We start from the raw sequence: 20,011 nt of genomic DNA, 5'->3' as shown, positions 1-20,011 counted from the left end.
CATGACATATTGTGTAGGCATGCGCCTCGACGAAGGCCTGGTTTTTCTCTCCGATTCACGCACCAACGCAGGCGTGGACCAGGTAGGCACTTTCCGCAAGATGAGCGTGTTTGAAAATCCTGGCGACAGGATGATGGTCTTGATGACGGCCGGTAATCTGTCAATTTCACAATCGATACGCCAGCTCATTTCAGAACATGTCAGCGAAGACGGCCAAAGTATCTGGACTGCAGCAACCATGTATGATGCCGCGCGCATGCTGGGTGACGCGGTGCGTACCGTGCACAAGCGTGATGCAGAATCGCTGGCCGAGTTCGGCATCGATTTCAATGTCAGCATCATCTTCGGCGGCCAGATCAAGGGCGAGCGTTGCCGCCTGTTCCAGGTGTATGCAGCCGGTAATTTCATAGAATCGCACAACGAAAGCACCTACTTCCAGATCGGTGAAGCCAAATACGGCAAACCCATCATAGACCGCGTGGTCAACCCGTCCACTAGTCTGGATGAAGCCGCCAAGTGCGCACTGATCTCCATGGACTCTACCCTGCGCTCCAATATCTCCGTGGGCCTGCCGCTGGATCTGCTGGTGTACAAAGCCGATAGCCTGGCGGTGAGCCGCTTTGTGACCATTGATGAAAAAAATCAATATTTCCAGATGATACGCAACACCTGGGGCCAGCAACTGAAGACGGTCTTTGAAGGCATAGCCGATCCCATCTGGAATGCAGCACCGGATGCAACCAGCAATGTGCTGTCGTCGACCAATATGCATAGCAAGCCGGTCCGGGTAAAACTTCCCGAGCATCTCGGCTCGTCCGCTGGCCAGCAAGCATCCGAACTGCAATCGCTGGCGCAGCAGTTCAATAATAAACAGCCCTGAAACCTGGCCCCAAATACATCGCCCCTAAGCCGTCCCTCGGCCAAAATCGCCAGATATGAGACAAACACGGCAATAAATTGATTTATTGCCATGTTTCATATGTACAATATCTTTTCCACAACAAAGAAACTGGGAAAGATCGGTGATGAATCAAAAAAAATGGTGCAAGCCGCTCATGGCCGCCGTAGCACTTTGTTTTTCTTGCGGCATGCTTGCCACTCCCCTAACCCAAGCCCAGGCTGCTCCGCCCGCCGTCAGCGAATTTTTCAAGCCCATCGTATTGAACAGTGCGCGCTTGTCGCCGGACGGCAAATCAGTCGCTATTCTGGTATCCGGCTCGGATGAGAGAGTGATGCTGGCCGTGATTGACGTTACGACGAATGCGCACAAGATTCTGGAGCACTTTTCCAGCCTGGATATCGCCAATGTCCACTGGGTCAACAATAAGCGGGTTGTGTTTCAAGTGACGGATAAGACTATCGGACAAGGCGAGACCCGTACCGGTCCCGGCCTCTTTGCCATCGATATCGACGGCAGCAATCACCGCGAACTGATAGAGCGCTTCTATACATCGGAAAGAAAGATCAGCCGCCAATTGCCGCCAAATCATTTTTTTGTCGATGTCGATCATCAAAAAGATTCCGATGACGTCTTTGTCGTGGAACAAAATGGCAATAACCTGAAACCGACGCTGAATTTTCTGCGCCTCAACACCCGTACCGGCCTGACACAGCGTATCGAAACGCCCAAGAATTCCGTCAGTTTCCTGGTGGATAAGGCAGGCCAGGTCAGGGTAGCAGAAGCCTCTGACAAAAGTATCACCTCCATCTATTACAAAGATCCAAAGACGGAAAACTGGCGCAAGCTGATCGAATTTGATCCCCTCAAGGAAGAAGGCTTCACTCCCCTCTTCATTAGTCCGGATGGCAGCCTGTATGTCTCTGCGCATCAGGGGCAAGATACCACCTCCGCCTATAAATATGATCTGGAAAATAACCGGGTATCTGGCACACCGCTGATCAGCATGAAGGGCTATGACTTTAGAGGATCCTTTGTCTACAACACGGTAGAAAACAAAGTAATCGGACTGCGCTATGAAACGGACGCCGAAGCCACCATGTGGTTCGACGACAGCTGGAAAAAAATGCAGGAAAGAATAGACGCCCAGCTACCCGATACCATCAATACAATAAGCGGCGCAGAATTTGCGTCCAGCGAAACGATTTTGGTCCATGCACATTCCGATATCTACCCCGGCGTCTATCTGCTGTTTAACACCAAAACCGGTAAATTTTCACCGCTTGGCGAAGCCATGCCCAATATCGACAGGAGGCAGATGTCGCATATGGATATGGTGCGCTACAAGGCGAGGGACGGCTTGGAAATTCCAGCCTATCTGACGCTGCCAAGAGGAAGCAGCGGCAAGAATCTTCCGTTAGTGGTGATGGTTCACGGCGGCCCCTATGTCAGGGGCGGCCACTGGCAGTGGAACCCCGTTACGCAATTCCTTGCATCGCGCGGCTATGCAGTGCTGGAACCCGAATTCCGTGGCAGCACCGGCTACGGCTCCAAGCTGTGGACTTCCGGATGGAAGCAATGGGGCCTTGCCATGCAGGACGACGTGACCGACGGCACAAAATGGGCCATCGCCCAGGGCTATGCCGATCCCAAGCGTATTTGCATCGCCGGCGCCAGCTATGGCGGCTATGCGACGTTGATGGGACTGATCAAGGAACCGGATCTCTACCAGTGCGGCATCAGCTGGGTAGGTGTATCCGACATCAACCTGCTCTATGACGTGACCTGGAGCGACACCTCGGACGACTATGCAAAATACGGCATGCCTACCCTGATAGGCGATCAGGTAAAGGATGCCGCCCAATTAAAAGCCACATCACCGATAGAACAGGCTTCCCGCCTGAAAAAACCGCTTATCCTGGCCTATGGCGGCTCCGATGTCCGTGTGCCGGTAGTGCACGGCACCAAGTTCTACAATGCGGTGAAGGCACACAATCCTAACGTAGAGTGGATCGTCTACGGCGAAGAGGGCCACGGATGGCGCCTGAAGAAAAACAATATCGATTTCTGGACGCGGGTCGAAAAATTCCTGGACCAGAATATCGGTAAAAAATAAGCCATCCAGATTCCAGTACAAGGGCACTCCAAGCGAGTGCCTTTTCTTTGGCGCGAGGGATTTAACCGCTTTTTATCCGTTTCTCTTGTCTATTTCTTGCGCCAGTCGCAATCCGCAGCATGGTCCTGCACCATGCCTATACCCTGCATATAGGCATAGATGATCGTCGAACCGACGAACTTGAAACCGCGTTTTGCCAGATCCTTGGAAATCGCATCCGACAACTCAGTCTTGATGATGCGCTCACCCTTATTCTTGATAGGCTTGCCTTTCACCCACGCCCATAGATACGCGTCCAGCCCGCCCAGTTCTTCGCACAGGCGCAGATAGGCTTGCGCATTGGTGATTGCGGCGGCCACCTTAAGTTTGTTCCTGATAATGCCGGGATTGGCCAGCAGTTCCGCCACCTTGGCGGCATCATATTTGGCAATCTTTTTGGCATCCCAACTGTCAAACGCGAGCCTGTAGCTTTCACGTTTGTTTAGCACGGTTTCCCAGCTCAAGCCGGCTTGTGCCCCTTCCAGGTTCAGCATCTCAAACAGGCGCCGCTCATCGTGGCAAGGCACGCCCCATTCGTTGTCGTGGTAGTCCAGGTAGAGGGGATTGGCGGAATTGGCCCAACCGCATCGTTTGCTTGCCATTGGTGATTTTTCAGATTGGAGAGTTGATTAGAAAATTATTTATTTGACAGCTTAAAATATTATCATATGGCATCATATCGCCTCGACCATCTTACGCTCGGCACTCCCGGGTTTGCAATGAAAACATTTTTGAAGCTTTCTATCATTTTATTGGCATTGCCCATGGCAGCTTGCGGAGGGGGAGGATCTAGCGCAAGCTCGCCGCCCACTACGGTACCACCAGACAATCCGGTAGCCGAAGGACCTGCAGGCAAACCCGCAGAACTGGCCAACGTCTGCACGCCGGCCGGTGAAAAAAGCTGGATCAGGGCGAACCTGGATGATGTCTATCTTTGGTATAGCGACATCGTCAATGTGCCGTCGGTCACTTACAGCACCCCGTCCGCTTATTTCGATGCCTTGCTGGTCAAGAGTAAAGACAGGTTCAGCTTCACTGCCAGCAAGAGCGAAATCGATGATTTTTTTCAGTCCGGGCTGGATATCGGCTATGGCGCCGACCTGGTTAACGAAAACGGTAAATTGCGCGTCACTTACGTACAACCCGGCTCTCCGGCGGATCAGCAGAAAATTGCCCGCGGCGCCCAGATCATCGGCATTAACGGCAGCCCGATCACCACGCTGAGTAGCACTGTCCAGCGCGCGGCGCTATATCCAACCGCCACCGGCGCCACCAACAGCTTCGAGGTATTGGATAAGGCGGCGGGCAGCAGCCGCGTGGTACAGATGACTGCCGTATCGGTGAACAAATCGCCGGTATTGCAAGATACAGTGATCACCACGCCGGATAACAGGAAGATAGGCTATCTGCTGTTTACCGACCATGTAGCCACCGCAGAAATTCCGCTGGTACTGGCTTTCCAGAAGTTCAAGACTGCAGGCATCGACGACCTGGTTTTGGATGTGCGTTACAACGGCGGCGGCTACCTATATATCGCCGACGAGCTGGCTTCCATGATAGGCGGCGCCAAAGTGCAGAATCAATTGTTTGAACAACTGCGCTTCAACGACAAGCATCCCGAAAAAACCAATGATCCCAACTACAAGATGAACTTCGTCAACCTGAGCCGGCAATTTCTCAGCCTGCCGCTGCTGAACCTGCCGCGCGTTTTCGTTCTGACGACGGCCCGCAGTTGCTCGGCCACTGAATCGGTGATCAATGGCTTATCACCGTTTATGCAAGTCATCACGATAGGCGGCGCCACCTGCGGCAAACCTTACGGATTCATCCAGCAAGACAATTGCGACACCTCCTACTTCGCCATCCAGTTCGATGGCGTGAATTCCGCCGGACAAGGTGGCTACGTCAATGGCATTGCACCGAAGTGCAGCGCCGCCGACGATCTGGAGCATGCTCTGGGAGACAGCAGCGAGCGCTTATTATCGACCGCGATCGGTTACAGCAAGACAGCCAGTTGCCCTGCTAGCGGTTTTAGCGTATCCGAGCTGGCGCAGCGTAGCGCAACACCGGCACCGGAAAGCGAGCGCTACCCATGGCGGAATAATCGCATCGTCAAATAATGCAGCCCATAAAAAAAGCGCACCTCGTGCGCTTTTTTTATTGCCGATAGACTGCCTGGCTCAGACAACGATAGTCTGTGCTTCATCGCCTTCACGTGCACGGATTTCACCGATGCGTGTGACTGTTTCGCCGGCTGCCGTCAATTGCGCCAATGCCGCATCCGCATTGTCCTGCGATACGATAACTACCATGCCTATGCCGCAGTTGAATACGCGGTGCATTTCAGCGTCGGCCACGCCGCCGTGCTGCTGCAGCCAGGTGAACAGCGGCGGCATGACCCATGCGTCTTTATGCAGGACTGCGGTCAGCTTGTCGCCCAGTACGCGTGGCACGTTTTCAACCAGACCGCCGCCGGTGATGTGCGCCATGCCTTTGACTTCCATGCTGGCCATCAGCGCCAACAAAGGTTTCACATAAATGCGGGTCGGTGCCATCAGCGCATCAGCCAGGCTGCGGCCGTGGAAATCGCTGTTCAGGTCAGGCTTGGAGACTTCAATGATCTTGCGAACCAGGGAGAAACCGTTGGAGTGGATGCCGGATGAAGCCAGACCCAGGATCACGTCACCCGGAGCAATCTTGCTGCCGTCGATGATCTTGGATTTTTCTACTGCGCCGACGGCAAAACCTGCCAGATCATATTCACCGTCCGGGTACATCGAAGGCATCTCAGCGGTTTCGCCACCGATCAGTGCGCAGCCGGCCTGTTCGCAACCGAAAGCAATACCCTTGATCACGTCTGTTGCGGAAGGCACATCCAGCTTGCCACAGGCAAAATAATCCAGGAAGAACAAGGGTTCCGCACCCTGTACCAGAATGTCATTGACGCTCATCGCGACCAGGTCTATCCCTACCGTATCATGGCGGTTCAGGTGAAAAGCCAGCTTCAGCTTGGTGCCGACACCGTCGGTACCAGATACCAGCACCGGTTCCTTGTATTTTTTACCAATTTCAAACATGGCGCCAAAACCGCCGATTCCAGCCATGACACCTTCACGCATGGTGCGCTTGGCGTAAGGTTTAATCGCCTCTACCAGCGCATCGCCGGCGACCATGTCGACACCGGCGTCACGATAAGAAAGGGAAACATTATTTGTTGAGCTCATGATATTAGGCAATAGAAACGAGAATAGATGCGGTAGAGGCGGTAAAATAGCGAAGTTGCGCGAAAATGCCTCTGCGAAACCGCTATTTTAACAAAACGACTCGGCAAACACCCGCTTTTTGGGTATTGAGTGCATACAGCCCCTTATTCAAGCCTTACTATTCAACGTACATAACAAATCGACAACGATGCCTTTTGCCTTTTCACCAGAACAAAAACAGACAGCTTTGTGGCTCAGCGTAGCCCTGGCATTCCTGGTTCTGCTGAGCTTGCTGGGGCCGGTGCTGATGCCTTTTGTGGTGGCCGCCATACTGGCCTATATGCTGAACCCCTGGGTGGACCGGCTGTGCGCGCGCCGCATAGGAAAGTTCAGCCTGCCGCGCCCCGTTGCAGCAAGCTTGCTGATCGTACTGCTGATTTGCTCGGTATTGGCGATGGTGTTGATCATTACACCTATACTGCAAAAACAGGTTCCGCAGTTGCAAGAACAGATTCCACGCTTTCTGGACAAGACCAATACCGTTCTGAGCCCTAAATTGCAGGAACTCGGCATTTCCGTGCAACTGGACAGTGCAGGCGTCAAAGCGATGCTGACCGAACAATTGAAAGATAGCGGGGAAACCATCGCCAAAGCGGCCCTCTCCTCCATCCGTGTTGGCGGTACTGCAGTCATGGGCTTGCTGGCCAATCTGCTACTGATCCCTATCGTGCTGTTTTATCTGTTGATCGACTGGCATGCAATGATGGCAAGACTGGAACACTTCATTCCACGCCGCTGGGCCCGCAATAGCCGCGATGCGGTGCTGGAAGTTGACAGCATCCTGGCACAATACCTGCGTGGCCAGATCATGGTGATGCTGGTGCTGGCGGTGTATTATTCGGTCGCGCTGGCGATTGCCCGCTTTGACCTGGCATTGCCGGTAGGAATCATTACAGGTTTACTGGTGTTCATCCCTTACCTGGGTTATGGCCTGGGACTGGTGCTGGCACTGATCGGGGCGGTATTGCAATTCAATGACCTCAGCGGCCTGATTTCGGTCGCCATCATTTACGGCCTGGGCCAGGTGATCGAATCCTTTTTCCTGACACCCAGGCTGGTTGGCGAGCGCATAGGCTTGCATCCGCTGACCGTGATTTTTGCATTGCTGGCCTTTGGCCAGTTGTTCGGTTTTATCGGTATCCTGGTGGCCCTGCCTGCCTCGGCCATCCTTGCAGTCGCAGTCAAGCATTTGCGCTCACATTATTTTAATAGTAGTTTTTATCATCAGCCATGAGGCAATTATTGCTGGATCTGGACGCGGAAAAACCGCAGTCTCTCGATACCTTTGTTGTTGGACAGAACGCCGAACTGGCGCAATTGCTCAGCCTGTTTTCTACACGCACTCCCAGCCTGTACGGGGAGCGCTTTGTCTATTTATGGGGCCAGCCTGGCGCCGGCAAGACCCATTTGCTGCAAGCCCTGGCCGATACCGGCGACGCCCGCTTCCTGACACCGGACGCTCCCAGCGAAGCCTTCACCTACACACCCGCCATCAGCATGTATTTGCTGGATGATTGCGAGAAGCTGTCGCCGCGCGCGCAGATCGATGCCTTCAACCTGTTCAATGAAGCAAGGGCCAATGGCGCCTTCCTGATCGCCGCCGGCAATCACCCGCCCATGATCCTGGGTGTCCGGGAAGATTTGCGTACCCGGCTGGGCTGGGGCCTGATCTACCAGGTGCACGGCCTGACCGATGAAGACAAGATCAATGCGCTGGAAAAAGCGGCGCTGCAACGCGGCATGAGCATTTCCGCTGGCGTGCTGCCCTACCTGATCACGCACTACCAGCGCGACATGAATTCGCTGACCAAGATGCTGATCGCGCTGGACCAGTTTTCGCTGGAAACCAAACGCCCGATTACCCTCCCGCTACTACGAGATTTCCTGCTGCAGCAGGAAGCCTATACTTCCTAGCCGCCATGAATAATATCGCCCTGTTTGATCTCGACCACACGCTGATCCCTATCGATTCCGATTATGAATGGGGCCAGTTCCTGAGCAGGATAGGCGCAGTGGATGCCGCCGCCTTTGAAAAACGCAACGCGGCGTTTTTTGCGCAATACCAGGCCGGCACATTGGACCCGGTGGAATACCTGGAGTTTGCGCTGGGCACGCTGGCGCAATTCCCGCGCAAGCAACTGGATGCCTGGCATGAGCAGTTCATGCAGGAAGTGATACAGCCTGCGCTATTGCCGGCTGCGCTGGATCTGGTCAAGCGCCATCAGGATCACGGCGACCTGATGGCAATCATTACCGCGACCAACCGCTTTGTCACGGCTCCGATCGCCAGGGCATTGGGTGTGGACAACCTGATCGCTGCCGAGCCTGAACTGACAACGGATGGCAATCTCACCGGTAAACTGCTGGGAATACCTACTTCCGGCGAGGGCAAGGTGATACATCTGCATCAATGGCTGGACCAGCAGGGCAAGAAACTGGAAGACTTCACCTGCAGCCACTTTTATAGTGACTCGCAAAACGATATTCCTTTATTATCCGTCGTCACCCACCCGGTGGCGACAAATCCGAATGCTAAACTATTGGCACATGCTACCCAGCAGGGCTGGCCTATCCTTACCTTATTCAACGCGCAATGATTAAAAAGTTTATCCGCAAGATGCTCGGCGTCAAAAGCAAAGCAGATACTGCCGGCGCTAATAATGAACCGACGGTACTCAGCGCCAAAGAGCACGGCATCAATCCCAACCTGCTGTCATCCAATGCCATCCGCGTTACGCAAACCCTGCAGGAGGCCGGCTTCAAGGCTTTCGTGGTCGGCGGCGCGGTGCGTGACCTGTTGCTGGGAGTGAAGCCCAAGGATTTCGACATCGCCACCAATGCCACGCCCGAGCAGGTCAAACGCCTGTTCCGGCGCGCGTTCATTATCGGCAAGCGCTTCCAGATCGTGCATGTGATGTTTGGCCAGGATTTGCTGGAGGTGACCACCTTCCGCGGCACCGTCACCGACGGCGCACCGAAAGACGAACACGGCCGGGTATTGCGCGATAACACTTTCGGCGAACAGCATGAAGACGCGGTACGCCGGGATTTTACGATCAATGCGATGTACTACGATCCGGCCACGCAGACTGTGCTGGACTACCATGACGGTATCGCCGATATCCGCAAGAAAACCCTGCGCATCATAGGCGTGCCCGAGGCACGCTACCGCGAAGATCCAGTGCGCATGCTGCGCGTGGTGCGCTTCGCGGCCAAGCTGCAGTTCACGATAGATCCTGCCACCAGCGCCCCCATCGCAGTGATGGCGCCGCTGATCAACAATGTGCCTACCGCGCGCGTGTTTGATGAAATGCTGAAGCTGCTGATGAGCGGCCACGCGATGGCTTGCCTGCAGCAATTGCGCAAGGAAGGCCTGCATCATGGCCTGATGCCTTTGCTGGATGTGGTGCTGGAACAGCCGCTGGGTGAAAAATTTGTAACGCTGGCGCTGGCCAATACCGATGAACGCGTACGTCAAGGCAAGCCGGTGTCGCCGGGCTTCCTGTTCGCGTCGCTGCTATGGCACCAGGTATTGGAAAAATGGGATGCCTACAAGGCTTCCGGCGAGTTCCCTATCCCTGCGCTGCATCTGGCTGCCGACGATGTGCTGAACCGGCAGACCGATGCCCTGGCGCTGCAACGCAAGATAGGCTCGGACATGCGCGATATCTGGGCCATGCAGCCGCGCTTTGAAAAACGCGCCGGCAAGACGCCCTACAAACTGCTGGAGCATCCACGCATGCGCGCGGGCTATGATTTCCTGCTGCTGCGCTGTGCTTCCGGGGAGATTGATGCCGAGCTGGGCGAATGGTGGACCGGTTTCATCAATGGCGACGGCGAAGAGCGTGAGCATCTGCTAACCGTCAAACCCAAACAAGAAGCCGCTGCGCCGAAGAAACGCCGCCCGCGCCGCCGCGGCCCTCGCAATCCCGCCGCCGGAGGCAAGCCGGATAGCGCAAGTGAATAAAGCGGGCAAGCGCCATCAGGCTTACATAGGCATAGGCGCCAATCTCGGCGATGCGCGTGCGACGGTGGAACTGGCGATCGCCCGGCTGGGCAGCCTGCCGGACACCAGCCTTAGCAAGCAATCCAGCCTATTCAGCAGCGCACCGATTGATTCCAGCGGCGACGACTATGTCAACGCCGTGGCAGAAATCAGCACTGCGCTGGATGCCCCGATCTTGCTGGCAGCACTGCAGCAGATAGAGGCCGATTTTGGTCGCGAGCGCCCCTACCGCAATGCACCGCGTACCCTGGATCTGGACCTGCTGCTGTACGCAAACCGGCAGATCGACACTCCCGAACTGAGCGTGCCGCATCCGAGAATGACAGAGCGCGCCTTCGTGCTGCTGCCGCTGTTGCAACTGGATCCTTTCATCAGCATTCCCGGCAAGGGTGCCGCGCACCAGTTCGCGCCGCAAGTCGCCGGCCAAGCCATCAAGAAGATAGGCTGAGAGCCGATGCGCGATGGCCCTATGGCCAGATTGAAGGCTGGCGTGCTTGCAGGCAGAATATGCCAAGCTCATACGCGACTTCAGATACAAACCTATAATACAAAAACTTCATTTTTACGCGGAGAGATATCTTGGCTGAATATTTGCAAGACCGAAAAGCAGTGACCATTCCCGGCTTGATCGCACAGCGCCAGCAGGGTGAAAAAATCACGATGCTGACCTGCTATGACGCCAGCTTTGCGGCACTGATGGACCGCTGCGGCGTGGAAATGCTGTTGATCGGCGATTCGCTGGGCATGGTCAGTCAGGGGCACAATTCCACGTTGCCGGTCACAGTGGCAGATATCGCCTACCATACAGCCAGTGTAGTTCGCGGCAACAAGTCTGCCTTCGTACTGTCCGACATGCCTTTCGGCAGCTATGCAACACCGGAATCGGCTTTCCAGAATGCAGTGCAATTGATGCAGGCCGGTGCGCAGATGGTCAAGCTGGAAGGCGGTGCCTGGCTGGCGCCGACCGTCAAATTCCTGACCGAACGCTCCATCCCCGTCTGCGCCCATCTGGGACTGACCCCGCAGTCCGTGCATCAGCTCGGCGGCTACAAGGTGCAGGGCAAGACGCATGAAGCAGCAGATTTGCTGAAATCCGATGCAATGGCGCTGCAGGCAGCCGGCGCTTCAGTGCTGGTGCTGGAAGCGATTCCGTCAACTCTGGGCAAGGAAGTGACCGAGCTGCTGGCCATACCGACGATAGGCATAGGCGCTGGCCCGGATTGTTCCGGCCAGGTATTGGTCATGCATGATTTGCTGGGCGTGTTCCCAGGCCGCAAGGCGAAGTTCGTCAAGAACTTCATGGAAGGCCAGACCAGTATCGATGCTGCCGTACTGGCCTATGTGGCTGCGGTCAAGGATGGCAGCTTCCCTGCCGTGGAACACTGTTTCTGATTTATTGCTTCTGATTTGTGCCGCTGAGCCGGCTTATTGATGCATGCCGCATCGATAAGCCGAAACCGCAGAACAGCCCAATCAGGCTGTTCCGGACCCGTAGCGCCTCAGGCTGCTTCCCAGCTTCTCTGCCAGCATTTCCGATGAGCTAACCATCATTCCCACTTCGTTCAGCAAACCATCCTGCAAACCATAGACCCAGCCGTGCACGGTCAATTGTTGCCCCCTGTCCCAGGCGTCCTGCACTATCGTGGTCTGGCACAGGTTGACTACCTGCTCTATCACGTTCAACTCGCACAGGCGGTCCTGCTTTTGCTTGCTGGATAAAGTCTCGCCCAGATAACGTTCATGCTTCTGATGCACGTCCTGCACGTGGCGCAGCCAGTTATCCGCCAGACCTACCCGTCTTCCCGTCATCGCCGCATGCACGCCGGAACAGCCGTAGTGGCCGCAGATGATCACGTGCTTGACTCCCAATACCTCAATCGCAAACTGCAGTACAGACAGGCAATTCAGATCAGAGTGAACGACCACATTGGCGATATTGCGATGGACGAATAATTCGCCCGGCAGCATGCCCAATAATTCATTCGCAGGGACGCGGCTATCGGAACAGCCTATCCACAGATATTCGGGATTTTGTTGCGCAGCCAATTTTTTGAAAAAATCGGCATCCTTGGCCCGGATGGACTCGGCCCATTTCCTGTTATTTTCAAATAATTGCGCAGGGGAAAGATTGGATTTGACGGAATCTGTCATGTATTTGTCCTGATATTTCGACAGACCAGATTCTATACTTTCTGCGAGCCGGTTGCCCGCCTATCTTTTAGCTTGGCTGAAAAGCAAAACGCGGATATTGCTATCCGCGTTGTCATTTCCTTCAGTGCTCATTGCCGATCAGATCAGCGGAAATTGCTCCTGTCTTCGCTTTCGCCCAGCATGGCTTTCTTGAGAGACTTGTCAACCGGGCTTTCTCCCAGCCAGATGCGCAATAAGGCATTATTGAACAGCAGGTCAGGATACGGTTCACCCATCTTCTTGCCGTTCAGCGACACTACGCTGCCGACGCCCGGCACCCAGTCCAGCACCATCACGTCGCCTTTTTTCAATTCAGGCACAGACGCAAACAGTTCGCCAAAACGCAGGAACTGGCCTGTCATCTTCATTTTTTCAGCTTTTTCCGTATTCTGCTGGATTCCGGACATGAAGCCGCGGCCAAACTCTTCGTTGCTGACATCACGCAGCATCACGATAGTCACGCGGCGTGGCCCCTGCGATGCCAGTACGTCCGGTACCGTGTTTTTCTTTTCTTTCAGATACAACGCCGCCACATAGACCTTGAAGATGGCCTTGTAGCGTATGCCTGCACCGTTCAGCTTCAATTCAGTATTGGCCACGTGAGCGGTCTCATCCAGCTTCACCCCTGCCACTTCCATACCCGCGGCTTGCGCAGCCAATGTTGTGATTGCCGCTCCGGCAACCGCACCGATCAGCATCCCGCTACGAAAAACCTGTTTTACTCTATTCCAGTTCATATCATCTCCAAAGTATGTCTTTTATTAAGACTATGATTTTTAATTAGAATTACTTACTGCGTTACCAACCTATTACCCATTTGCAAAATTCCTTCTTGCCGACAGCGCAGCTTATAGGAAAAAAGCGAGTGATGCATGCAACAAAATGTATCGATAATGGCCTGGGCAATTAATTTCCTGAATAAGCCAATCCGGCGGAATCGGTGTAAAGCAAGGCTCAAGGCGACCAACAAGCACGGCCAGGCTCTCGCCCTGCGGCATTTGCGACCTTATATCCCGCGGCCCTGCGCCGGCCTTCGCCAATTCTGCCCGACGAATTGGCCGCTCACGGCATTATGCATCCAGCAATTCTTCAAATTCGTTGATTGCTATCGGCTTGCAGAAATAATAGCCCTGATATGCCTGGCAGCCTGAGCGCAGCAGGAAATCCCTTTGCTCCGGCGTCTCCACCCCCTCGGCTATCACGTTCAGGCCCAGGCTTTCGCCCAGGTTGATGATGGTACGGACTATCGTCGCGTTACTCTTGTCCTTGGGCAAATTATGCACAAAGGAGCGATCGATTTTCAATTGGTTTAAAGGCAGGCGCTGCAAATACGAAAGCGAAGAATAGCCGGTCCCGAAGTCATCCAGCGAAAAACATACGCCGATTTCTTTTAAGGCATGCATCTTTTCTATCACCGTATCCACTTCCTCCAGCACTACGCTCTCGGTCAGTTCCAGTTTCAGCAATACAGGGTTGGCGCCGGTGCGAGCCAGGATGTTTTTGATGTCGTCGACAAAGGAGGCTTGCCTGAATTGTCTGGCGCTGACATTCACCGCCAGTTGCAGGCCGGCTCTCGCCGGTATCGCTGACCATTTTTTGATCTGCAGGCAGGCGGTTTCAAATACCCACAGGCCTATCGGCAGTATCAGACCGGTTTCTTCTGCCATAGGGATGAAATCCATAGGCGACACCAGGCCGCGCCGCGGGTGCTGCCAGCGCAGCAGAACCTCAGCGCCGATGGGATCGCCCAGCGCGCTGACTTGCAACTGGTAATGCAAGACAAACTGCCCTGCACCAATCGCCTGCCGCAAATCGCTTTCCAGCGCCGTGCGTGACTCCAGCGCTGCCTGCATGCTGGGATCAAAAAACCTCAAGCCATTCTTGCCCAATGCCTTGGCCTGATACATCGCCATGTCGGCACGCCTGAGCAACTCATCAATGCCGATAGGTTCGTCGCAGAACATGCTGATGCCTATACTTCCGGAACTCTCATAGTCAACGCTGCCCAGTGCAAACGACTGGTTCAGTATCTGGCGGATTTTTTCTGCAACGCCTTCGGCCTGGGCAGCAGCCTGGTTCAGCTCCGGATGCAATTGCTCCAGCACGACAACAAACTCATCGCCGCCGGTACGCGAGACGGTATCTTCAGTGCGGGTGCAGGCTTTCAGGCGCAGCCCGATCTCTGTCAATAGCTGGTCGCCGACATTATGGCCCTTGGTATCGTTCAGCGTCTTGAAGTTGTCCAGGTCTATCATCAGGATAGCGCCATGCCGCTTATGCCTGGCGGTCGATGCCAGCGCGCGGCCCAGCCTGTCTATCAGCAGGCGCCGGTTGGGCAGGTTGGTCAGCGGATCAAAAAAGGCCAACTGGTGGATCTTGTCTTCGGATATCTTGTACTCGGTGATGTCGGTAAAAGAACCCACGTAATTGGAAATGCTGCCATCATCGGCCACCACTGCTGTGATAACCAGCCTCTCGGGATACACTTCCCCACTCTTGCGCCGGTTCCATACCTCCCCCGACCAGTAGCGGTTCTTCGCGATGGATTGCCACATTTCCTTGTAAAAGGCTACATCATGCCGGCCCGACCTGAGTATCGACACCGGTTTGCCTATCGCCTCAGCGGCTTCATAACCGGTAATTTCGGTAAATGCGCGGTTCACCCTGAGAATGGTGCTATGGGTGTCGGTGATCATGATGCCTTCCTGCGTCTCGAAGGCCATGGCCGCGATCTTGAGCTCCTGCTCCGCCAGCTTTTTCTTGGTAATTTCACGCAGTACGCCGACATACTGTCGGACCTTGCTTTGCTGGTCAGTCACCAGGCTCATCGTCAATTCCAGCCAGATCACCTTGCCGTCGGCAGTCTCGCGGCAAGTTTCATGCTGCAGGGTTTTCTGCAGCTCCGGATCTTCTTTCAGGAAGGCGCGGACTCTGTCACCGTACAGCTCGCCTAGCTTCATCCCTTGCAGATACTGCTGCGACAGGCCGCTCAGGTAAGAGGTAGCCTGGTTCACATACGTAATCCGGCCATCCGGGGTCGCGATAATCACGCCCTGCGAGGTGGCGCTGAGCGCATCATTGCGCAGCCTCAGGAGTGCTTCGCTTTCTATCAGTTTTTTCTCATTTTCCTCACGCAGGCGATTGCGCTGCAGCCACTGGTAACTGAGTACAGCCACCACCACACTGAGAATGAAGCCCAACACCTCAATCACCTTGCTGACTCTGGACGTCACCTGCCAGCCGCCAGTGGGCTGGGCGGCGACTTCCCACGCACCTCCCGGCAGCGGAATCTGCTGGGTAATCGCGCCCTCGCCGAATAAGGCGGGATCGCCGAAGAACACGTCGCCGTCCCTGCCTTTGGCGTCACGCCCTCGTATCGCAATATTGATTTCGCGCTGCATCAGCGGCAGGCCGATATCGGACAGCAGGCTTTCATAGTTGACGACCATCCCTATCGACCCCAGGAAGCTCGCGGATTTATCCTTGCCGTCCGCCTGCCTTGGTCCGTCCGGCCGATATACCGGAATGCGTACAACCAGGCCGGTCCCGCCCTGCACCAGGGTCAGCGGGCCGGCAACCTGTATCGCCATTTCCCGCATCATGCGCTGGTAGACAGGCCATTGCGCCGGCATGTCCCGGTAATCCATACCGACAATTTTTTCGTTGCCCGCCAGCGGAAAGACATAGTCAACCTTGGTATCCCTGACCAGCACGATATTCCTGATGCTGGTATTGGACGCATGGACTTCAGCCGCCAGGCGGATGAATTCTTCCTTGTCTATTCCGGGATGAGTCGCAAAGGTGACGGCCAGCACGCGCGCAGCCGAGATGGTGGAAGTAAGGCCGCCGGCCAGCTTCGCTTGCAGCACCGATAGCTTTTCTATCACTTCCACGCGCTGCTTTTGCGCGTTCAACTGGCGTTCATTGTCATCCAGTACCCATAGAGCCAATAGTACTAACGCTGCCGATCCGACAGCCCCAACCAGGGGAGTAGTAAAAAAAGAGCGTATTTTGCGTGCGCCGGACAAAGTATCGACACCTCATAATGGATTGGCTTACTTCTGCATGCTAGCAGAACTTGCAGCCAGTTAGCGTTGCTTTTTGGAACGCCCACGCATGGGAAATGCGTATTTCCTGCCATGCGATGGCAATCGCATGCAATGAAGGCAATACCGATAAAAAAACCCCGCCAACGGAGGTTGGGCGGGGTTTTGGAGAATTTTGGATTCCAGCACTTATTTCATTGCTTTTCCATTATTCGCTATTCGAAGAATTTCTTCACTTTATCCATCCAGGTCTTGCTCTGCGGATTATGCTTGGAGCCGCCTTCAACGGTCAGCCTCTCAAAATCACGCAGCAGGTCCTTTTGCTTGTCGGTCAATTTCACCGGCGTCTCTATCACGACGTGGCAAAACAGGTCGCCGGCATAACCGGAGCGCACGCCTTTCACGCCTTTGCTGCGTAAGCGGAAAGTCTTTCCTGTCTGCGTACCTTCAGGAACGGTGAACGAAGCCTTGCCGCTCAGCGTAGGTACTTCGATTTCGCCGCCCAGCGCCGCTTTTACAAAGGAGATAGGAATCTCGCAGTGCAGATCGTCGCCATCACGCTGGAACACCGGATGCTGCTGGATATGGATTTCCACATACAGGTCGCCCGGAGGACCGCCATTGACACCCGGCTCGCCGTTACCGGTGGAGCGGATGCGCATGCCGTCATCAATACCGGCTGGAATTTTGACTTCCAGCGTCTTGTTGCGCTTGATGCGGCCCAGGCCCGAGCAAGTAGTACATGGCTCAGGAATGATCTTGCCGGTGCCGTGGCACTTGGGGCAAGCCTGCTGAATGCTGAACAAGCCTTGCTGCATACGCACCTGGCCGTGGCCGCCGCAGGTCGTGCAAGTGACCGGCGAAGTTCCTGGCTTGGCACCGGAACCATGACAGGTATCGCATTCATCATACGAAGGCACGCGTATCGTCGTATCGAAACCGTTGGCTGCCTGCTCCAGCGAAATTTCGAGGTTGTAGCGCAAATCGGCGCCGCGATAGACCTGAGGTCCACCGCCGCGATTGCGGCCGCCACCGAAAATATCGCCAAAGATGTCGCCGAAGGCATCGGCAAAGCCGCCTGCTCCGCCGCCACCGCCGCCACCCATGTTCGGATCTACGCCGGCATGGCCGTAACGGTCATAGGCTTCCCGTTTTTTGGTATCGGACAGCATCTCGTAGGCCTCTTTGGCCTCTTTGAATTTTTCCTCAGCACCCTTGCTATCCGGATTGCGGTCCGGATGGTATTTCATTGCCAGCTTGCGATAAGCCTTTTTGATTTCGTCATCCGAGGCGTTTTTGCCCACCCCTAGAATCTCGTAAAAATCACGCTTCGCCATCTCGATTACACCTTGTTTTTTATAAGCGAAAACGCCGAGCAGGGCGTCGTATGAACGATCGACCTACCCGGCGAGTCTTGGCGGGTTTTGTATGCAGCAAGTCTTGAGCTGACCCGCTGCATTACCGCCGGACTAAAGTTTATTTATCTTTAACTTCTTTGAAATCTGCGTCTACTACGTCGTCATCCTTGGGTTTGGATTCCGATGCGCCTGCAGATGCACCTGCCTGGCCGGCTGCCTGCTGAGCCTGCATATCGGCATAAACTTTTTCGCCCAGTTTTTGCGATGCTGTGGACAAGGCTGCCAACTTGGTATCGATATCCACTTTGTCGCCAGATTTCAACGCAGCTTCAAGATCCTTGATGGCGGCTTCAATCTTCTCTTTTTCACCGGCATCCAGCTTGTCGCCATGCTCTGCCAATGCTTTTTGAGTCGAGTGAACCAGAGCGTCGCCCTGATTGCGGGACTCGGCCAATTCCTTGACCTTTTTGTCTTCTTCCGCGTTCAGTTCGGCGTCTTTCACCATTTTTTGAATCTCATCTTCGGTCAAACCGGAGTTGGCCTTGATGGTGATCTTGTTTTCCTTGCCGGTTGCCTTGTCTTTCGCGCCTACGTGCAAAATACCGTTGGCGTCGATGTCGAAGGTCACTTCAATTTGTGGCGTGCCGCGTGCTGCTGGCGGAATGCCTTCCAGATTGAATTCGCCCAGTCCTTTGTTACCGGCAGCGATTTCGCGCTCACCCTGGTAAACCTTGATGGTTACCGCTGGCTGATTGTCGTCCGCAGTCGAGAACACCTGGCTGAACTTGGTCGGGATCGTGGTATTTTTCTGGATCATCTTGGTCATCACACCACCCAGGGTTTCGATACCCAGAGACAGTGGAGTCACGTCCAGCAACAACAGATCTTTACGTTCGCCAGACAGGACAGAACCCTGGATCGCAGCACCAACAGCAACCGCTTCATCCGGATTGACGTCCTTACGTGGGTCCTTGCCAAAGAATTCCTTGACCAGTTCCTGCACCTTAGGCATACGCGTCATACCGCCGACCAGAATGATGTCGTCGATGTCGGTAACTTTAACGCCTGCATCCTTGATCGCGATACGGCAAGGCTCGATCGTTTTCTTGATCAGCTCTTCTACCAACGCTTCCAGTTTTGCGCGGGTGATTTTCAAGTTCAAATGCACCGGAGCGCCATTGGCCATCGCGATGTAAGGCTCGTTGATCTCGGTTTGCTGCGAGCTGGACAGTTCTATCTTCGCGCGTTCGGCAGATGCCTTGATACGCTGCAGAGCGATAGGATCCTTGGACAGGTCCAGGCCGTTGATCTTCTTGAATTCATCAATGATGTAATCGATGATGCGCTGATCGAAATCTTCACCGCCAAGGAAAGTATCACCGTTGGTGGACAGCACTTCAAATTGCTTTTCGCCGTCTACGTCAGCGATCTCGATGATGGAAACGTCGAAAGTACCGCCGCCCAAGTCATATACGGCAATCTTGCGGTCGCCTTTTTCAGCCTTGTCCAGGCCGAAAGCCAGCGCTGCTGCGGTAGGCTCATTGATGATACGCTTGACGTCCAGGCCAGCGATACGGCCGGCATCTTTAGTCGCCTGACGTTGTGCGTCATTGAAATAAGCAGGAACGGTAATGACTGCTTCTGTCACTTCTTCGCCGAGATAGTCTTCAGCGGTTTTTTTCATTTTGCGCAGGACTTCAGCGGAAATCTGTGGCGGCGCCAGTTTCTTGTCGCGCACGCTGATCCATGCATCGCCGTTGTCTGCCTTGCTGATGCTGTAAGGCATCAGGGAGATATCTTTCTGTACTTCTTTTTCTTCAAACTTGCGGCCAATCAGACGCTTCACTGCATACAGTGTGTTCTTTGGATTGGTAACAGCCTGGCGTTTGGCAGATGCGCCAACCAGAATTTCGCCATCTTCCTGATACGCGATGATGGACGGGGTAGTACGCGCGCCTTCGGCGTTTTCTATCACTTTAGGCTGGCCGCCTTCCATGACTGCGACGCAGGAGTTGGTTGTACCCAAATCAATACCGATCATTTTTCCCATGATATTTCCTATTTGAATTTTTAAATTTTAAGTTTTTAACTAAGC

Annotated in this window: 16 protein-coding genes; 9 read left to right on the top strand and 7 right to left on the bottom strand. The window is 54.5% G+C overall.

The features are described 5' to 3' along the window. Window position 1: 1 nt before the first annotated feature. A complete protein-coding gene (locus IEW12_RS16680) occupies window positions 2-880 on the top strand; it encodes a proteasome-type protease (RefSeq protein ID WP_188567208.1) in 879 nt (292 codons plus the stop codon). A gap of 145 nt (window positions 881-1,025) precedes the next feature. Beyond that, complete coding sequence (locus IEW12_RS16675; protein ID WP_229751166.1) at window positions 1,026-3,014, top strand: alpha/beta hydrolase family protein; 1,989 nt, start codon at window positions 1,026-1,028, stop codon at window positions 3,012-3,014. Window positions 3,015-3,103: 89 nt separating this feature from the next. Here IEW12_RS16675 and IEW12_RS16670 read toward each other — a convergent pair whose 3' ends face one another. Further along, window positions 3,104-3,655, bottom strand: a complete 552-nt coding sequence (locus tag IEW12_RS16670) for a DNA-3-methyladenine glycosylase I (RefSeq protein ID WP_188567207.1) — start codon at window positions 3,653-3,655, stop codon at window positions 3,104-3,106. A 162-nt stretch (window positions 3,656-3,817) separates the two neighbouring features. On the opposite strand from IEW12_RS16670, the gene IEW12_RS16665 reads away from it, so the two are divergent. Continuing rightward, complete coding sequence (locus tag IEW12_RS16665) at window positions 3,818-5,173, top strand: S41 family peptidase (RefSeq protein WP_188567206.1); 1,356 nt, start codon at window positions 3,818-3,820, stop codon at window positions 5,171-5,173. 60 nt (window positions 5,174-5,233) lie between these two features. Here IEW12_RS16665 and purM read toward each other — a convergent pair whose 3' ends face one another. Beyond that, window positions 5,234-6,277 (bottom strand): phosphoribosylformylglycinamidine cyclo-ligase, encoded by a 1,044-nt coding sequence (purM, locus tag IEW12_RS16660; protein ID WP_188567205.1) that lies wholly within the window; start codon window positions 6,275-6,277, stop codon window positions 5,234-5,236. 187 nt (window positions 6,278-6,464) lie between these two features. On the opposite strand from purM, the gene IEW12_RS16655 reads away from it, so the two are divergent. The 6 genes from IEW12_RS16655 (at window position 6,465) to panB (ending at window position 11,714) form a co-directional block, all read left to right on the top strand. Beyond that, entirely contained in the window at window positions 6,465-7,550 is a 1,086-nt protein-coding gene (locus tag IEW12_RS16655) for an AI-2E family transporter (RefSeq protein WP_188567204.1), read from the top strand. Next, a complete protein-coding gene (hda, locus tag IEW12_RS16650) occupies window positions 7,547-8,230 on the top strand; it encodes a DnaA regulatory inactivator Hda (RefSeq protein WP_188567203.1) in 684 nt (227 codons plus the stop codon). The genes IEW12_RS16655 and hda overlap by 4 nt, the downstream gene beginning before the upstream one ends. A gap of 5 nt (window positions 8,231-8,235) precedes the next feature. Then, a complete protein-coding gene (locus tag IEW12_RS16645) occupies window positions 8,236-8,913 on the top strand; it encodes a histidinol-phosphatase (RefSeq protein WP_188567202.1) in 678 nt (225 codons plus the stop codon). Next, window positions 8,910-10,283: a polynucleotide adenylyltransferase PcnB gene (gene pcnB / locus IEW12_RS16640; RefSeq protein ID WP_188567201.1), complete on the top strand. Its 1,374-nt coding sequence runs from the start codon at window positions 8,910-8,912 to the stop codon at window positions 10,281-10,283. Before IEW12_RS16645 ends, pcnB begins: the two co-directional genes overlap by 4 nt. Next, on the top strand, window positions 10,276-10,770 hold the full coding sequence (gene folK, locus IEW12_RS16635) for a 2-amino-4-hydroxy-6-hydroxymethyldihydropteridine diphosphokinase (RefSeq protein ID WP_188567200.1): 495 nt from the start codon (window positions 10,276-10,278) through the stop codon (window positions 10,768-10,770). Before pcnB ends, folK begins: the two co-directional genes overlap by 8 nt. A 131-nt stretch (window positions 10,771-10,901) precedes the next feature. Continuing rightward, a complete protein-coding gene (gene panB / locus IEW12_RS16630; RefSeq protein WP_188567199.1) occupies window positions 10,902-11,714 on the top strand; it encodes a 3-methyl-2-oxobutanoate hydroxymethyltransferase in 813 nt (270 codons plus the stop codon). 81 nt (window positions 11,715-11,795) lie between these two features. Here panB and can read toward each other — a convergent pair whose 3' ends face one another. The 5 genes from can to dnaK form a co-directional block, all read right to left on the bottom strand. After that, window positions 11,796-12,473, bottom strand: a complete 678-nt coding sequence (gene can / locus IEW12_RS16625) for a carbonate dehydratase (RefSeq protein WP_188567198.1) — start codon at window positions 12,471-12,473, stop codon at window positions 11,796-11,798. Window positions 12,474-12,616: 143 nt separating this feature from the next. After that, window positions 12,617-13,249, bottom strand: a complete 633-nt coding sequence (locus IEW12_RS16620; protein WP_229751165.1) for a chalcone isomerase family protein — start codon at window positions 13,247-13,249, stop codon at window positions 12,617-12,619. A gap of 333 nt (window positions 13,250-13,582) precedes the next feature. After that, window positions 13,583-16,462, bottom strand: a complete 2,880-nt coding sequence (locus IEW12_RS16615) for an EAL domain-containing protein (protein ID WP_188567197.1) — start codon at window positions 16,460-16,462, stop codon at window positions 13,583-13,585. 311 nt (window positions 16,463-16,773) lie between these two features. Beyond that, a complete protein-coding gene (gene dnaJ / locus IEW12_RS16610; RefSeq protein WP_188567196.1) occupies window positions 16,774-17,895 on the bottom strand; it encodes a molecular chaperone DnaJ in 1,122 nt (373 codons plus the stop codon). A gap of 139 nt (window positions 17,896-18,034) precedes the next feature. Then, window positions 18,035-19,966: a molecular chaperone DnaK gene (gene dnaK / locus IEW12_RS16605; RefSeq protein ID WP_188567195.1), complete on the bottom strand. Its 1,932-nt coding sequence runs from the start codon at window positions 19,964-19,966 to the stop codon at window positions 18,035-18,037. Window positions 19,967-20,011 lie beyond the last annotated feature (45 nt).

It is taken from the genome of Parundibacterium terreum, from assembly GCF_014636315.1.
GTDB lineage: Bacteria > Pseudomonadota > Gammaproteobacteria > Burkholderiales > Burkholderiaceae_D > Undibacterium > Undibacterium terreum.
This window is presented reverse-complemented; position numbering and strand designations above follow the sequence as displayed.

Excerpts from the sequence above, each read along its gene's own strand:
- purM (WP_188567205.1), bottom strand. The coding sequence starts at position 6,277 with ATGAGCTCAACAAATAATGTTTCCCTTTCTTATCGTGACGCCGGTGTC.
- hda (WP_188567203.1), top strand. The coding sequence starts at position 7,547 with ATGAGGCAATTATTGCTGGATCTGGACGCGGAAAAACCGCAGTCTCTC.
- can (WP_188567198.1), bottom strand. The coding sequence starts at position 12,473 with ATGACAGATTCCGTCAAATCCAATCTTTCCCCTGCGCAATTATTTGAA.
- IEW12_RS16675 (WP_229751166.1), top strand. The coding sequence starts at position 1,026 with ATGAATCAAAAAAAATGGTGCAAGCCGCTCATGGCCGCCGTAGCACTT.
- IEW12_RS16670 (WP_188567207.1), bottom strand. The coding sequence starts at position 3,655 with ATGGCAAGCAAACGATGCGGTTGGGCCAATTCCGCCAATCCCCTCTAC.
- dnaK (WP_188567195.1), bottom strand. The coding sequence starts at position 19,966 with ATGGGAAAAATGATCGGTATTGATTTGGGTACAACCAACTCCTGCGTC.
- IEW12_RS16645 (WP_188567202.1), top strand. The coding sequence starts at position 8,236 with ATGAATAATATCGCCCTGTTTGATCTCGACCACACGCTGATCCCTATC.
- IEW12_RS16665 (WP_188567206.1), top strand. The coding sequence starts at position 3,818 with ATGGCAGCTTGCGGAGGGGGAGGATCTAGCGCAAGCTCGCCGCCCACT.
- IEW12_RS16680 (WP_188567208.1), top strand. The coding sequence starts at position 2 with ATGACATATTGTGTAGGCATGCGCCTCGACGAAGGCCTGGTTTTTCTC.
- IEW12_RS16620 (WP_229751165.1), bottom strand. The coding sequence starts at position 13,249 with ATGAACTGGAATAGAGTAAAACAGGTTTTTCGTAGCGGGATGCTGATC.
- pcnB (WP_188567201.1), top strand. The coding sequence starts at position 8,910 with ATGATTAAAAAGTTTATCCGCAAGATGCTCGGCGTCAAAAGCAAAGCA.
- dnaJ (WP_188567196.1), bottom strand. The coding sequence starts at position 17,895 with ATGGCGAAGCGTGATTTTTACGAGATTCTAGGGGTGGGCAAAAACGCC.
- IEW12_RS16655 (WP_188567204.1), top strand. The coding sequence starts at position 6,465 with ATGCCTTTTGCCTTTTCACCAGAACAAAAACAGACAGCTTTGTGGCTC.